Raw genomic sequence first — 16,638 nt, forward strand, 5'->3', positions numbered from 1 at the left:
AACTCACTGTAAACTGTTATATAGGAAAAATCAACGTAAGAGAACGTTTCAATGATTTTATGAACGGATAAATAATCAAAAGCGAATATTAAGGCTTTATTACATCTAGTTAGGAGTGAGACTTAAATTCGTTGCGTGTTCATTTAGTCTCTGCAATTTTTTTAGAAACTTAGTTAAAGACTTTGAAAACTAGGGTAATTCCATGATATACTACATTAGTTGAAGAATAAAGAGCAGGGAGAATTTTCCAATGTAAATAGCCTTTAAATAAACCAAGATAAATAAATGAAGTCTTTTCAAGAAAAAATGATAGATTGGAGCAACGAATGAATAATCCGCATTTAAAAGAACAAGTAGATAGCCGCCGCACGTTTGCCATTATTTCCCATCCGGATGCTGGTAAAACAACGATTACAGAACAGCTTTTACTATTTGGAGGCGCAATCCGCCAAGCTGGAACTGTAAAAGGAAAGAAAACAGGAAATTTTGCGAAATCTGACTGGATGGAAATCGAAAAACAAAGAGGAATTTCTGTAACCAGTTCAGTGATGCAATTTGACTATGATGGGAAACGCGTAAATATCTTGGACACACCTGGACACGAGGATTTTTCAGAAGACACGTACCGGACTTTGATGGCTGTGGATAGCGCTGTTATGGTAATCGATAGTGCCAAAGGGATCGAAGCCCAAACCAAAAAATTATTTCAAGTTGTAAAGAAACGTGGGATTCCAATTTTTACGTTTATCAATAAATTAGATAGAGATGGTCGAGAACCGTTAGAGTTACTTGAAGAATTAGAAGAGTTGCTAGATATTGAATCATATCCAATGAATTGGCCGATTGGTATGGGAAAAGGGTTGGAAGGATTATATGATATCTACAATAAGCGTGTAGAAGTTTACCGTCCCGAAACCAATAATGGCGAACGTTTCATTCCATTAGTGGATGGTGACATTCCAAGTGATTTGCCATTGCATAAGGATAGTGTTTACCAACAAGTATTAGAAGAAGTTGAATTGTTAGTTGAAGCAGGTGACGAGTTTGATACGGAGAAAATTGCTCGCGGTGATCAAACACCAGTCTTCTTTGGTTCAGCATTAACTAACTTTGGAGTCCAAACAATGTTGGAAACTTTCTTGCAATTTGCACCATCACCATATGGACATAAGACAGAAGAAGGGCAAGAAGTCAGCCCTTATGAAGAAGAATTTTCAGGCTTTGTGTTTAAAATCCAAGCAAATATGAATCCAGCTCACCGAGATCGTATTGCTTTTGTTCGTATCTGTTCAGGAACCTTTGAGCGTGGCATGGACGTTACACTTGGAAGAACCGGTAAAAAAATCAAGTTAAGTAATGTAACACAATTTATGGCTGATGCTAGAGAAAATGTCGAAGAAGCTGTAGCTGGTGATATTATCGGGATCTATGATACAGGGAATTATCAAATTGGAGACACGTTATTTGAAGGGAAATTAAAAGTTCAGTACGAAGAATTACCCTCATTTACACCAGAGTTGTTTATGAAAGTCAGTGCCAAAAATGTGATGAAACAAAAATCATTCCATAAAGGCATTTATCAGTTGGTTCAAGAAGGTGCGATCCAGTTATATAAAACGTATTTAACGGAAGAGTATATCATTGGGGCCGTTGGGCAATTACAATTTGAAGTGTTCCAACATCGTATGCTGAATGAATATAATGCTGAAGTGATCATGACTCCAATGGGTTCAAAAATAGCTCGATGGATCGATCCAGCCGATCTTGATGAACGAATGAGCTCTAGTCGGAATATCTTAGCTAGAGATCGCTTTGATCAGCCGCTGTTCTTATTTGAAAATCAATTTGCTATGCGTTGGTTTGCAGATAAGTATCCTGATGTTGAATTGAAGAGTTTGATGTAGGGTGACCAATAGGAAATGACAATGGTTTTGAGTTGTTGCTAAAACTATTGATTATTAAATGAAGTTATAAAAAAAGTGATTCTTTGTCAACTAATGTTGGTGAAGAAAATCCAAAGAATTAAATCAATGACGAAGCCTAGAGGGAAATTCCTCTAGGTTTTTCTCTGTGGTTGAAAAAGAACAGAACCAAAACATAAAGTAATTCTCAATTTAAAATTATAGAAGTTACGGAAGCCGTAGTTCTCTTTAATACTTTGATATGGTTATTCAAGCATTCTAACGGTCCGTTGGAATAAGGCAAATCCAACGCATTTTTAATGCCCGTTTGAACTTTTTTAAAGGTATTAATGGTCGTTTGATAATAAGCTGGAAGCCTAGAATAATCTTATTCTAATAACGCATGAAACTGTACGTAATCTCTTGTTTGTATGGCATAGAGAAACTTCTGATAACAGGTATAGCCAGCTCTCAATTCTTCATCATAAGCAAGTAACCGATCCACGAGTTCTATTTCTGTTAAATAGGCACGGAAAGAAGGACGCCACTGGCGTTTTTCAAAATTGAGCTTCGATTGATTCTTTTGAAGCAGTTTCCAGTATTTCTTTAGATGACGATATTTTTTTGCCTCTCCATTTCCCTTATGAAGAAAGGTATTCATTCGTTGAATTCGGTGTTTTAAGAACGTTCGCCCAATGTGTTGCACAATATGGAAGCGGTCAAGAATAATCTGAGCCTTTGGAAATAGTTTCTTAATTAAAGAAAAATAAGGCGTATACATATCGCAAACAATGTATTTTACACCTTCACGAACTGCCAAAGGAAATCGTGAGAAATAACGTTCTAAAAAAGAAAGCTGCCGATTTTCAATGACATCAATTAATTGCCTTTTTGCCCGTCCATCATGATAAAGCTCATAGAAGCAGCGACTTGTTTCACTGATTTAAATTCATCAAAACAAAGAACTTCTGGCAATGTGAGCCGATTGATTTTTTTTGGTTCGTAAAACTGTTTCAATATGCGATAAAAAGAGGAAACAGAGACCTTCTTTTGACAGGCAATTTCGCTTATAGACGTAGTGTTTCGTAGACGCTCGGCAATCGAAAGCTTGACTTTCTTCGAGGTCGAGCAACACTTTTCGATATGACTAGTTTCAGCAACAAACGTTCTATCACAAGAATGGCAGAAGAAAGGTTGTTTCTATAAGCGTGAATACGTTTGAACCTTAGAGACATCATTCAGTAAAATCAGACACGTTGTAAAGCTCCAAAGAATAATCGAACCGTTTTCTTTGGCACCACAATGATGATAGGGGTGAGCAAAATAATCCAATGTACCAGAAAATACGTGGCAGATTCGTCCTTTGATTCGTTCCTTTTTTAAAGAATTTTCATTAAAAGTAATATTTAAGTCTAGAATATCTAAGGTATTTTTGATAAGATTTGTATAGGACATCTTGATTTCTCCTTTTTGAATGGTTTTAGACGACTTAATTCTAAAGGATATCAGGGTGTCTTTTCTATTATTTTGTATTAAAAAGATGCTGGTGAGCTCTCAAACATCAGAAAGTATAGAGCCCTTTTTTGCTGTTTTAAATGTTAGGAAAATTCAAGAGTTTTTTTGCCTTTTTTTAATTAGGATCTTGTTGCAGAATAATTCGTAAAATTTTGAGAGATATTCTGATCACTTAGCCTTGTAAGAAGAATTGAGAGTGTTCATAATGATAGTAATTTTTGGCGAAATCAAAGGGATCGCCAGTATTTGTATAATATATTTCTTCTACTAATAGCACGGGGGAATCTTCTGGTAGTTCTAAATACCGGGAGATTTCCCCCTTTGTTTTATGAACACTTAAATATTTATCAGAAAAGCCTATATGAATATTTAAGGCTTTTTCTAAATAGTGGAATATTGAGTCCTCTGCAATCGATTCATTCAAAAAAGTGACAACACTCATTTTGTAATAAGATTCTTCTACACATAATATTTGTCCCCGAATCGATTGAACACGTTTTACTAGGTATACATCATCATCAAGCGTGCAATGCAAATTATTTGCCACTTCTTCCGTTGCTTTGACAATTGTCACGTTAATTACTTTTGAAACAACATCAAAATAAGTCAAATCTCCTGAAAATCCTTGATTTTCTAACAAAGTGATATAGCCTTTGCGCTTTCTTCGGCGCACGAAAATACCGCTACCTTGAACTTGATAAATGACGCTACGTGATTCCAACACTTTTAATGTTTGTAAAATTGTATTTTTGCTAACCTGATATTCGGTGACTAATTCACTAACACTAGGTAATTTTGTTCCTTGAGGAAGATTTTCAGTTTGGATTTTAGATTCAATTTGTTGTGCGACTTCTTGATATTTCAGCATAAGTTCCTCCGATAAAGATTTTCTGATTTCAATAGATCAGTTAATTTTAAAAGGTTTTCTAGTTAAGTTTATCAGTAAAAGAATATTTGTAAATAAAAATAGTTATTGACAAATTGTTTGGTTACATTTATATTATACCCATACAATTTAAATGTAAATGTATAATTTATAAAAAAAGGGAGTTTTTAATGTTGAGCGGAAAAGTCAGGGATTATTCAAAATTAGCAAGTGATATTTTGACTATCGTAAAAGCGGATAATATTGTGAGTGTTGCTCGTTGTGCCACGCGTCTTCGACTTGTATTGAAAGCGAGTACACCTGAGATGAAAGAGCAATTATCTCAATTAACAGGTGTGATTACTGCGGTTGAGTCTGGTGGTCAAATGCAAATTGTAATCGGTACTCATGTTGGGGAGGTTTACGATGCGTTTATTAAGCTAGGAGAGGTGGAAAATCTATCAAGTGATGATGCGCCGAAAGGATCCATTTTAAATCGCCTTGTTGCGACAATGTCAGCTGTTTTTGCCCCGTTCATTTATGTTTTAGCGGCAGCAGGAATTTTACAAGGGATTTTGATTTTAGTGAATTTGGCATTTCCAACGTTTGCGGAAACAGGTACGTATCAAGTATTTAGTTTTATCTCTTGGGCTCCATTTACCTTTCTACCTATCTTTATTGCAGTAACAGCTTCTCGCCATTTTAAGTCAAATATGTATATAGCCATTGCCTGTTGTGCGGCATTAGTTTCGCCGACTTGGGCTGAGATGGCAGGTACGATTGCTTCAGGTCAAGCAATTACTTTTTTTAACATTCCTTTATCTGAAACTGTTTATACATCTTCAGTTTTACCGCCACTGATTTTGGTTTGGCTCTTATCTTATTTGGAGCATTTTATTGAAAAAAGAATTCCAAGTGTAGTACGTTCATTGTTTGTACCATTGATCTGTCTAATCATTATGGTACCTTTAACTATTTTGATCATCGGACCGATTTCATCAGGTGCAGCAACAGCGATTGCAAATGGCTATAACTTCTTAGCGGAAAATGTGCCGTTTTTAGCAGCTGGAATTATTGGGAGTATCTGGCAAGTCATTGTAATTTTTGGGGTTCATTGGGGTGTTACGCCGATGGTTCTAGCTAACTTTGATTTGTATGGTCGGGACTCTTTCCAAGCATTTCAAACTATTGCTGTGATTGCGCAAGTCGGAGCTGCTTTAGCTGTTTTCTTAAAAACACGTAATAAAGAAATGAAAGGTGTTTCTTTATCAGCTTTTATCACTGGGATTTTTGGGATTACTGAGCCAGCTATTTACGGTGTCACTTTACGTTTGAAAAAACCGTTCATTTACGGTTGCATTTCTGGTGGTATCGGAGCCATTGTAGCTAGTTTCTTTAATCCGTATTACTATGCTTATGCAGGGTTACCGGGTGTCTTAACAACCGTTAATGCGATTAGTAAGGATAATCCAAGTTCGTTTATCGGGATTGTAATCGGGTCATTAATTGCATTAGTAGGACCAGTTGTCCTAGCTCAGGTTTTTGGCACTGGTGAAACCAGAGCAGATGATCAAGAATTAACCCAGGAGCTAGCGACTGGAGAACCTATGATGACAGTAGATGGACCAAAAACTCCTATTTTAGCACCCTTAGCAGGGGACGTTGTACCGTTGAGTCAAGTGCCAGATGAAGTGTTTGCTAGCGGTGTTATGGGCAATGGAGTTGCCATTGAACCGAGCGATAACAAAATTTATGCACCATTTTCGGGAACGGTTAGCGCTGTTTTTGATTCAAAACATGCTGTGGGCTTAACATCTAAGGAAGGTGTAGAGTTACTGATTCATGTTGGGTTGGACACAGTGAATATGCATGGTGAAGGCTTTGACTATTTTGTGAAACAGGATCAAGAAATTCATGTCGGAGAGCTACTGTTAAGTTTTGACAGTGAAAAAATTCAAGCTGCAGGTTATGTAGCAACAACGATTGTTGTGGTACCGAATAGTAATGAATTAACAGACATGTTAATTACAGAAAAGACTCATGTAGATCGAAACGATATAATTTTAGACTTTAACTAAACACAATTAAACAATTGGAGGAATAAGAAAATGGTACAAAAAGATTTTTTATGGGGTGGCGCTTTAGCTGCCCATCAATTTGAAGGTGGTTGGGATGCTGGTGGTAAAGGCCCAAGCGTAATCGATGTAATGACTGCAGGAGAACATGGCGTTGCAAGAGAGATTACGTCAACAATTGAAGCGGATAAATTTTATCCAAATCAAGTTGCGATTGATTTTTATCATGAATATAAGAAAGATATTGCACTGTTTGCAGAAATGGGTTTGAAGTGTTTACGTACCTCGATTGCGTGGACGCGGATTTTTCCTAAAGGTGATGAAGCTAAACCGAATGAAGCGGGATTGAAATTTTATGATGATGTTTTTGATGAATTGCTGAAAAACGGCATTGAGCCAGTCATTACATTATCTCACTTTGAAATGCCTTTACATTTAGCGCGTGAATACGGTGGTTTTCGCAATCGTCAAGTGATTGATTTTTTTGCTAAGTTTGCCAAAGTAGTGTTTGAACGGTACCAAGACAAAGTGAAATACTGGATGACGTTTAACGAAATCAATAATCAAATGGATGTTAATAATCCGATTTTCTTATGGACGAATTCAGGTGTTTTGGTTGAAGAAGGCGAAAATGCTAAAGAAGTGATGTATCAAGTGGCTCACAACGAACTAGTTGCCAGTGCTAAAGCTGTGATGATCGGGAAAGAAATTAATCCGGCGTTTCAAATTGGCTGTATGGTTTCTCATGTACCTATCTATCCTTATTCATGTAATCCAGCCGATATTATGGCAGCTGAAGAAGCGAATCGTCAAAGGTTTTTCTTTGCTGATGTACATGTTCGCGGAAAATATCCAAACTATGCGTTAAAAGAGTTTGAACGGGAAGGATACAATATAGACATACGTTTAGAAGATTTAGCCGTTTTGAAAGCTGGAACAGTCGATTATGTTGGATTTAGCTACTATATGTCGACAGTAGTAAAAGCAGATGCTAGAAATGATGTCGACAATAATATCGTCAATGGTGGCCTTGCTAATGGTGTTGAAAACCCGCATATCCAATCAACTGATTGGGGTTGGGCGATTGATCCAGAAGGACTACGTTTTACATTGAATCGTTTATATGATCGTTATCAACTACCTCTATTTATCGTAGAAAATGGGTTTGGTGCAATTGACGAGTTGGAAAACGGAAAAGTACATGACGAAACTAGAATTGAGTATTTAAGCAAACATATTGAGGCGTTAGAAAAAGCAGTTGATTATGATGGTGTAGAACTTTTAGGTTATACGCCTTGGGGAATTATTGATTTAGTTTCATTTACAACTGGAGAAATGAAAAAGCGCTATGGAATGATTTATGTAGATCGTGATAATGCAGGAAACGGTACAATGCAGCGCTATAAAAAAGATTCTTTTGCTTGGTATCGCCAAGTTATCGAAAATAATGGATTAAAATAGGTAGTTTTAATCCATTATTATGAGAGAGAGACACCTTGAATCTCCTTTTGTACTAGGTTTTGGTGACTTAGTATCAAAGAGAGTCAGGGTGTTTTTTGGGATGGGATAAAAAGCATATCTAGGTAATTTAAAAAGGCTCTTTGTCAAGTATTTTTGGTGGAAAAGAACTTTTTATTTTGTACAAAAACTAACTAATTGAAGAGTTGCAGATTAGAATTGTGGTTTTTGGGGAAAATAAATCAATTGTTTGGTAGAAATACAAAAAAAGATTTTGGAATAAAGCAAATGAAAGGAGTCTGGGACATAATGATGTGACCCCCAAAAGTTGTACGTGGAAAATACAATTTTTGGAGGTTATTTTTTATGAGTTATTGTGAGGTAGAATTCAAATTAAAGCTAGTGAAAGAGTACCTAGAAGGCCCTCTGGGCGGACGAGCCTTGGCTAAAAAATACGGACTCCCATCAAATGCCTTAATTTACAATTGGAAACACTCCTATCAATTATTTGGGAAAGAAGGGCTCAAAAGACACCGTTCATTGACAAAATATACTAGTGAATTTAAGCGAGATGTATTACACTTTATAGAAACGACAGATGCTTCTTTCGGTGAAGCAGCAAGACAATTCAAGCTACCTAATGGGTCGATGATTTCTCGTTGGCAAAGGAAATACATCGCTGGTGGTCAAACTGCTCTGTCCAATCAAAAAGGGAGACCCAAAAAAAGGATGAACAAACCAACAAAAAAACAGCAAGAAACAAGCAAACTATCTCGTGAAAAGGAATTAGAGCGTGAGAATGAACGTTTGCGAATCGAGGTCGAGTATTTAAAAAAGCTACGGACTTTCCAACAAACTATTATGGCGAAGCGAAAAGACGAGTTCAAACCAGAATAGCCATAGAACTTATTGGAAAGTATCGTCAAGATCATGTATTACAAGCGATTAAGCTACCGCGTTCTACTTTCAATTACTGGAAAAAGATAATGAGCGAAGAAAAAATGACTCACATAGAGAAATTGATTCAAACAATTTTTGAAGAGAATGATCGCAATTATGGCTATCGTCGAATCAAGTTGGCTTTAGTGAATATGGGCTATCAAATCAATCATAAGAAAATCAGACGAATTATGAAGAAATATAACTTAGTATGTATAAGCTTTACACGTCGTTCAAGAAGGTATCGATCTTACAAAGGTTTGGTGGGAACCTTGGCTAAAAACAAGGTGAATCGCCGCTTCTTTAGCACGATTCCAAAACAAAAAATCTTTACAGATATTTCAGAATTCCACTATACTGAACGAAATTCCGAAGGAATTAAACTAAAAAGAAAAGCCTATCTCAGTCCTTTTCTTGATGGTTTTAATGGAGAAATCATTGCCTATCAATTTCAGCAAAAACCAACGTTGGATTGCGTATTGATTCCTTTAAAAACAGCCATTAAAGAAAGTAAAAAGACCAACTTTCGAACAACAATCCATTCCGATCAAGGGTGGCATTACCAAAATCAACAGTATGTTAGACAATTGAAGCAAGCAAAGTTATACCAAAGTATGTCACGAAAAGGAAATTGTTTGGACAATGCATTAATGGAAAATTTCTTTGGTCTAATGAAACAAGAAATGTATTATGGCCGTAGTTTTTCTAGCTTTGAGGAATTAAAACGAGCAGTTACAAATTATATTGATTATTACAATCATCATCGGATAAAAGCAAAATTGACTGGTATGAGTCCGGTTCAATACCGAATTCATACCAGTCGAATGACAGGTTAATCTACGTACAACTTTTAGGGCGCACATCATTATATCTCAGACTCAAAAAATCCGTATAAACGGTGGGAGCAGAAGCAATCCCTTCGGAAATAAGCCGAAATTCACAAAAATTTGAAGAGCAATTTTCGTGAATTCCTTCTTATTTCTCGGGATTAAACACTCCTGTCCCAACCTCCTTTTGTTTAATTCTCCACAAGTGCGGAAGAGATTGGGATCGAAATTTCAATGACATCTTTTAACTCAATGATTGAAATTTGATCGTGGTCATATTTATCCTTAGGAATCCGTTTTAATAGATACTTTAGAATTTCATTGATTTCCGTTTTTCGAACAGCACGTTTTTTGTTCACAATCAATATTTCGGCATGTTGGGTAGCTTCTGTATAAACGACGGTCGTATTACCCGCTGAATAAACTTTAACAAAGTATGCATCGGTATTTTCTAGTTGTTTATTGACTAACCGTTTATAACTATTAGTTACGTTGACTAGTTTCATGTTTTTCACCTCATTCGATTCTTTATTTTTGACTTTGATAATAAAAAACAGAATATTCACAGCTCAAAAAAGCTGAAATAGTCTTTTTCAAATTTGATATAATCCTTATTCATCTTAATTATAAATTTTTTTAGCTTAAATAAAAAGAAATTTGTCTTAAAAAGCACAAAAAAGTCAATCAGTTTGCCTGATTGACTTCACTTTTTATTCTGTTTCAGTAGTTTCTGTGCTGATATCACTAGGATCTGATGTTATCTCACCTGTCACAATGATCTTACCATCATCGTCTAGTTTAGCCAGCAATTGATGCTCTTCAGGATGGTCTAAGAAGTATTCGGCGATACCATCTTCGATTTGTTCTTGGATCGTGCGACGTAATGGGCGAGCGCCCATTGCAGGATCGTAGCCTAAATCTACAAGTTTTTCTTTCACATCTATTGGGACATCAATGTGAATTTTTTGATGAGCAAGTAAGTCGTTGACATCATCTAACATGAGGCTAACGATGTTCATCAAGTTTTCTTTACTCAATGCTTTAAACTCAATGATCCCATCAAAACGGTTCAAGAATTCAGGTGTAAAGAAATTATTCAACTGTCCTAAAACAGATTTTGTTAGACCGTCACGAGCAGCGCCAAACCCAACATTGGCTTCGACATTACCAGTTCCAGCGTTACTTGTCATGATAATGATTGTATCTTTGAAGCTGACTGTTCTACCTTGGGCATCTGTTAATCGACCATCATCCAGAATTTGTAAGAACATGTGCAATACATCAGGATGAGCTTTTTCAATTTCATCTAATAAGATCAAGCTGTATGGATTACGACGGACTTTTTCAGTTAATTGTCCTGCTTCATCATAGCCCACATAACCAGGGGGTGAACCGATCAATTTAGAGACACTGTGTTTTTCCATGTATTCACTCATATCAAAACGGATCATCGAATCTTCTGAACCAAATAACTCGTAAGCTAATTGTTTAGCCAATTCGGTTTTCCCAACACCTGTTGGTCCCACAAATAAGAAAGAACCAATTGGTCGGTTTTGTTTGCCTAGACCAACACGGTTACGGCGAATCGCTTTTGAAACACGATCAACGGCATCGTCTTGTCCAACAACATGAGCTTTTAAGTCGACTGCTAAGTTTTTCAATTGTGTTTGTTCTTTTTCTTTCAAATCACCAACGGGGATACCTGTTTTTTGTTCAACAATGGCTTCGATATTTTTTTCATCGATCACTGGTGTTTCTTCGTCACTGATCTGTTTTTCTTTCATAGCTTGTAATTTATTGATTTGATCACGGTAGTAGGCCGCTTTTTCAAAATCTTCTTCTGCAGAAGCCTGTTGTTTTTGTTTTTCAGCATCTGCTAGTTTTTTTTCAATTGTTTTGGGATCGACGATTTGGATCGTTAAGTTCATTTTAGAACCTGATTCATCTAATAGGTCGATTGCTTTATCCGGTAAAAAACGGTCTTGAATGTACCGGTTGGATAAAGTTGCTGCTGCTTTGATTGCTTCGTCTGTGTATTTTACATGATGGTAATCTTCGTAACGTTTTTGTAGCCCTTTAAGGATGGCAATCGTTTCATCTACGGTTGGTTCATCAACACGAACTGGCTGCATCCGACGTTCTAAAGCAGCATCTTTTTCGATGATACGGTACTCATTCAAAGTAGTTGCACCGACCATCTGTAATTCACCACGAGCAAGTGCTGGTTTTAAAATATTGCCAGCATCCATATTACCGTCACCAGCAGCACCAGCCCCTACGATTTCATGAACTTCATCAATGAATAAAATAATATTTTCTGCTTGTTTGATTTCTTCGATCAGCTTTTGCATCCGTTCTTCAAACTGTCCACGAATACCAGTACCTTGAACAAGTGAAACCACATCTAAGCGAATGACTTCTTTGTCCAATAGTTTTTGCGGTACATCACCATCAATGATTTTTTGAGCTAAACCTTCAACAACTGCTGTTTTACCAACACCAGGTTCACCGATTAAAACGGGATTATTTTTAGTTCGGCGGTTCAAGATTTCAATCACTCGTTTGATTTCTTCATCACGACCAACTACTGGATCGATATCGCCATTTCTAGCAGCTTCAGTGATGTTGATACCATATTCGCCCAAGAGCCCATTTGATTGACCAGCTCCGCCTCTTGGTGGCTGACCACCATTAAAGCCATTACCGTCGCCAAATTGAGTTGGCGGTGTTTGACCATTAGGATTCCCTTGTTGTTCTTGCATTTGACGGGATAAAGAGCGATATAAATCATCTAAACTTCCAAAACCAAATGGATCTTGTTGAGACATTGTTGGTTGATTATCATTTGCTTGTGCTTTTAGTTTTTGATAGCAACTTTGACAGTAATCCAATTGTTTTCTTTGACCATTAACATTGGCATATAAATGAATCGTTGCTGGATTTTGTTGACAATTTTGACAAATCATAGGATAAAACACGTCCTTTCAAAATAAGACTAATTTTGTATCAAAGTCCTTTAGATAAAGTCAAGTAGTCTGTTGACCATTTTTGACCTTTGAGATTATTATAGCATCTTTTTAGTAAGAATCAAGCAATTGAACTCTAGATTTAGTGAAGAGAATAAAGAAGAAATTCCAATCAATTATGCGTAATAATCTACAATAATGAAATTTATTCTATTTTTATAAAAATAATCCGGTTTATTTATAGTGAAATCAGTGGAATTTAGACAAATATCTAATTTTGTCATACAATGACCACAGGTTAAAAATAAAAATGAAAGCTGTGATCGATTAATGAACGAAAATTCGTTTAAAGAACAAATCAACGCCTTGAAAGAGGGAGAAATTTCTGAATTTACAGTTGAACCGCAGGATTTTACCGCTTTTAGAGAAGTCTGGAAAAATCTGCCTGATAGAATGTCTTTTGTCGGAGAAGCTGGATTAAATGGACGAATTATATATCGTTATATGAAGGAAGAAGAGTAATCGATGTTTTGATTCAATAAAAAATAGGTGAAAAGTGTTGTAACTACTCACAAAAAATGGTAATCTTAAAAATTGAAAGGGTATTATCCAGATTCTAGTTTCTTTTGAAACGTATCATGAAAGGAAAACCCTAACATAAAAAATTATTTTACTTACGAAGGAGACCGATTTATATGGAAAAGAAAGAATTTCACATCGTAGCAGAAACAGGGATTCACGCTCGTCCAGCTACATTATTAGTACAAACTGCAAGTAAATTTAACTCAGATATTAACTTAGAATACAAAGGTAAATCTGTTAACCTTAAATCAATCATGGGCGTTATGTCTTTAGGCGTTGGCCAAGGTTCAGACGTAACAATCTCTGTTGACGGTGTTGACGAAGCAGATGCATTAGCAGCTATCGTAGACACAATGCAAAAAGAAGGATTGTCAGAATAATGTCTGAAATGCTAAAGGGAATTGCCGCAAGTGATGGTGTCGCTATTGCTAAAGCTTACCTGTTAGTTCAACCTGATTTGTCTTTCGATAAAAAGTCTGTAGAGGATACAACTGCTGAAGAAAGCCGTTTAGACGATGCTTTAGCAAAATCTACGACTGAGTTGCAAGCAATCAGAGAAAAAGCAGCGCAAAGCCTTGGTGAAGAAGAAGCACAAGTATTTGACGCACATTTAATGGTTTTAGCTGACCCAGAAATGATCGGTCAAATTAAACAAAACATTCAAGATAATAAAGTAAATGCTGAATCTGCGTTAAAAGAAGTAACAGATATGTATATCGGTATGTTCGAAGCAATGGATGATAATGCCTATATGCAAGAACGTGCAGCAGATATTCGTGACGTTGCAAAACGCATTTTAGCTCATTTATTAGGTGTTACTCTTCCTAATCCTTCAATGATCAACGAAGAGGTAGTTGTGGTTGCCCATGACTTAACACCAAGTGATACTGCTCAATTAGATCGTACGTATGTGAAAGCATTCGTAACGGATATTGGCGGACGTACATCACATTCAGCGATTATGGCTCGCTCTCTTGAAATTCCTGCAATTGTAGGAACAAAAGAAATCACTGCCAAAGTCAAAGAAGGCGATATCTTAGCTGTTAACGGAATCGATGGCGATGTCATCATCCACCCAACTGATGTTGAAAAAGCTGATTTTGAAGCAAAAGGCAAAGAATACGCTGACCTTAAAGTTGAATGGGAAAAACTAAAAAATGCTGAAACAGTGACTGCTGATGGTAAACATATCGAGTTAGCTGCCAACATTGGTACTCCTAAAGATTTAGAAGGCGTACACAACAATGGTGCTGAAGCTGTTGGTCTATATCGTACAGAATTCCTTTACATGGATTCTCCAGATTTCCCAACAGAAGATGAACAATACACAGCTTACACAGCAGTTCTTGAAGGCATGAACGGCAAGCCTGTCGTGGTTCGTACAATGGATATCGGTGGAGATAAAGAATTACCTTATCTTCAATTACCGCATGAAATGAACCCGTTCTTAGGTTACCGTGCTTTACGTATCAGCTTATCTGAACGTGGTGACGAAATGTTCCGTACACAAATGCGCGCATTATTACGTGCTTCTGTTCACGGTAACTTACGTATCATGTTCCCGATGGTTGCAACGTTAAAAGAATTCAGAGCAGCGAAGAGCATCTTTGAAGAAGAAAAAGCTAAATTAGTTTCTGAAGGAACAAAAGTTTCTGATACGATTCAAGTTGGTATCATGATCGAAATTCCTGCAGCCGCTGTAATTGCGGATAAATTCGCCAAAGAAGTTGATTTCTTCAGTATTGGAACAAATGACTTGATTCAATACACAATGGCAGCAGACCGTATGAACGAACGCGTTTCTTACCTTTACCAACCATATAACCCATCAATCCTACGTTTGATTAAAAACGTGATTGACGCATCTCATGCAGAAGGTAAATGGACTGGTATGTGTGGAGAAATGGGTGGCGATCAAATGGCTGTACCATTATTGGTAGGAATGGGCTTAGATGAGTTCTCAATGAGTGCGACATCTATTCTTCAAACTCGTAGCTTGATGAAACGTCTAGATACTAAGAAAATGGCTGAACTTGCGGATCGTGCGTTGAATGACTGCGATACAATGGAAGAAGTTATTGACTTGGTTAAGGATTATACGAAATAAATAAGTACTAAAGTCTTTATCATTCAGATTCTGTTCTGAGTGGTGAAGGCTTTTTTTTAGTGAATGTTTGGTAATTAAGTCTAGAATGAATACTAATATGGTGGCGTTTACAATGAAATGGTTTAAGTATATTTGCTACTCCTTTATTTTTATTCATCTATTATATCGTTTTTAATATAAAGTTTGTAATAAATAGTTATTTTAAACAAAAAATATAAATAAAATGTTAAAAAGTTCAATGAAAAGGACATGGATACCGCTTACAATATGATTTATGATAGTTCAAAAAGATTCAAAAGTAGTGAAACTCAAGAAACTACGTTGATTACATGTAAGCAAGATTAGCAATCATTGATTCTGAGTCTACAAACAATAATCACACGAATCAAGTAGAGCATTCTCGTGATAAAAGGTCATAGGAGACTATATAGCATATATTGTTATCAAAACCTAAATATAATCAAAAAGGAGATTTTCTAAATTGACTACATTTACAATTGCTGCAACAGGATTATCAATGAACTACATGCCACAATACATCGCAGAAGAACAAGGTTTTTTTGATGAACAAAAGCTAAAATTATGTTCGTATTTACCTGATCCTTGGACAAAAGGACTTGATGATTTAGAAAATGGTCAAGCAGATGTTGTGTTAGGTGGAATGTGGCTGCCTATGATTTATTGTCAGAATATTCAAAAATACACGTCAGTTGCAAAAATAGCGTCCAAATGCCCATTAGTTATTCTTTCAAGAGAAAAAATATCAGGATCATTTGATTGGAAAAATTTAGAAGGAAAAAGAGTACTTGTATCAGGAGGCGATGGAGCAGGTCATTATTTAATGACGGTTGGCAGCGCGCGAGAAGGTGGTGCTGATCCAAATAAAATTCGGTTTATCCATGATTTTTCAACAGCTATGATTTGCGATCTTTTTGAAAAAGGGTTTGGTGACTTTATAGTAGTCCAACCAGATACAGCTCATTCCATGATCGATCGACAAGTAGGTTTTAACTTCTGTGATTTAACCAGAAAGGGAAGCAATATACCCTGGAGTGTTTACTATAGTTTGCCTGAAATAATAGAAGATAAATTAGTTGAATTTGAAAAATTCGCCGTAGGTCTTCAAAAAGGGACGTCATATTTATTAGAACATGGAGGAAAAGCCTGCAGCTCGATTATTAAAAATAATTGGCCGACAATTTCCGTAGAAGACGGTATTAAAACAATTGATCTGTTTATAAAAGAGGGAATGTGGACTCCGACTATAAATATTGAGTCCCAAGAGGTTGATCGTTGGCAAGATTATTTAATACTAGGAGATGTATTAGACAGAAAAATAGCATACGACAAATTAGTCGATAATCGGCCATATCTATATTCTAAAATAAATTAATTTTATGAAA

11 protein-coding genes and 2 pseudogenes are annotated in these 16,638 nt (G+C 36.3%); 9 read left to right on the forward strand and 4 right to left on the reverse strand.

Annotation, left to right across the window (positions count from 1 at the left end; genetic code table 11):
- Window positions 1–326: 326 nt before the first annotated feature.
- A complete protein-coding gene (locus IGJ50_RS04265) occupies window positions 327–1,904 on the forward strand; it encodes a peptide chain release factor 3 (RefSeq protein ID WP_111247004.1) in 1,578 nt (525 codons plus the stop codon).
- Window positions 1,905–2,056: 152 nt separating this feature from the next.
- Here IGJ50_RS04265 and IGJ50_RS04270 read toward each other — a convergent pair.
- A pseudogene (locus IGJ50_RS04270) lies at window positions 2,057–3,356 on the reverse strand (ISL3 family transposase).
- A 232-nt stretch (window positions 3,357–3,588) separates the two neighbouring features.
- Complete coding sequence (locus IGJ50_RS04275; RefSeq protein WP_069655535.1) at window positions 3,589–4,284, reverse strand: GntR family transcriptional regulator; 696 nt, start codon at window positions 4,282–4,284, stop codon at window positions 3,589–3,591.
- A 188-nt stretch (window positions 4,285–4,472) separates the two neighbouring features.
- Here IGJ50_RS04275 and IGJ50_RS04280 point away from each other — a divergent pair, with 188 nt between their 5' ends.
- The 4 genes and pseudogenes from IGJ50_RS04280 to IGJ50_RS04295 form a co-directional block, all read left to right on the forward strand.
- The gene (locus IGJ50_RS04280) at window positions 4,473–6,359 is read left to right on the forward strand and encodes a beta-glucoside-specific PTS transporter subunit IIABC (RefSeq protein ID WP_242550994.1); all 1,887 of its coding nucleotides are present in this window, start codon (window positions 4,473–4,475) and stop codon (window positions 6,357–6,359) included.
- Window positions 6,360–6,389: 30 nt separating this feature from the next.
- Window positions 6,390–7,817 carry a 6-phospho-beta-glucosidase gene (locus IGJ50_RS04285; protein WP_069641015.1) on the forward strand — a complete coding sequence of 476 codons (1,428 nt, stop codon included), beginning with the start codon at window positions 6,390–6,392 and terminating at the stop codon, window positions 7,815–7,817.
- Window positions 7,818–8,180: 363 nt separating this feature from the next.
- Window positions 8,181–8,711, forward strand: a complete 531-nt coding sequence (locus IGJ50_RS04290; RefSeq protein WP_429949051.1) for a helix-turn-helix domain-containing protein — start codon at window positions 8,181–8,183, stop codon at window positions 8,709–8,711.
- A pseudogene (locus IGJ50_RS04295) lies at window positions 8,699–9,589 on the forward strand (IS3 family transposase); the annotation flags it as partial. The gene IGJ50_RS04290 and the pseudogene IGJ50_RS04295, both read left to right, overlap by 13 nt.
- Window positions 9,590–9,771: 182 nt before the next feature.
- Here the strand turns inward: IGJ50_RS04295 and IGJ50_RS04300 are convergent.
- Together IGJ50_RS04300 and IGJ50_RS04305 are read right to left on the reverse strand one after the other, a co-directional pair.
- Complete coding sequence (locus IGJ50_RS04300; RefSeq protein ID WP_069641017.1) at window positions 9,772–10,086, reverse strand: DUF1827 family protein; 315 nt, start codon at window positions 10,084–10,086, stop codon at window positions 9,772–9,774.
- Window positions 10,087–10,290: 204 nt separating this feature from the next.
- Complete coding sequence (locus IGJ50_RS04305) at window positions 10,291–12,546, reverse strand: ATP-dependent Clp protease ATP-binding subunit (protein ID WP_069641018.1); 2,256 nt, start codon at window positions 12,544–12,546, stop codon at window positions 10,291–10,293.
- Between the two features lie 330 nt (window positions 12,547–12,876).
- Here IGJ50_RS04305 and IGJ50_RS04310 point away from each other — a divergent pair, with 330 nt between their 5' ends.
- The 4 genes from IGJ50_RS04310 (at window position 12,877) to IGJ50_RS04325 (ending at window position 16,628) form a co-directional block, all read left to right on the forward strand.
- Window positions 12,877–13,068, forward strand: coding sequence for a hypothetical protein (locus IGJ50_RS04310; RefSeq protein WP_069641019.1), 192 nt, complete (start codon window positions 12,877–12,879; stop codon window positions 13,066–13,068).
- Between the two features lie 173 nt (window positions 13,069–13,241).
- Window positions 13,242–13,508 (forward strand): phosphocarrier protein HPr, encoded by a 267-nt coding sequence (locus tag IGJ50_RS04315; protein WP_010760596.1) that lies wholly within the window; start codon window positions 13,242–13,244, stop codon window positions 13,506–13,508.
- Window positions 13,508–15,235: a phosphoenolpyruvate--protein phosphotransferase gene (gene ptsP / locus IGJ50_RS04320; protein ID WP_069641020.1), complete on the forward strand. Its 1,728-nt coding sequence runs from the start codon at window positions 13,508–13,510 to the stop codon at window positions 15,233–15,235. Before IGJ50_RS04315 ends, ptsP begins: the two co-directional genes overlap by 1 nt.
- A gap of 481 nt (window positions 15,236–15,716) precedes the next feature.
- Complete coding sequence (locus IGJ50_RS04325) at window positions 15,717–16,628, forward strand: ABC transporter substrate-binding protein (RefSeq protein ID WP_069641021.1); 912 nt, start codon at window positions 15,717–15,719, stop codon at window positions 16,626–16,628.
- Window positions 16,629–16,638 lie beyond the last annotated feature (10 nt).

The sequence above is a fragment of the Enterococcus sp. AZ101 genome, assembly GCF_050499005.1.
Taxonomy (GTDB): Bacteria; Bacillota; Bacilli; order Lactobacillales; family Enterococcaceae; genus Enterococcus_L; species Enterococcus_L ureilyticus.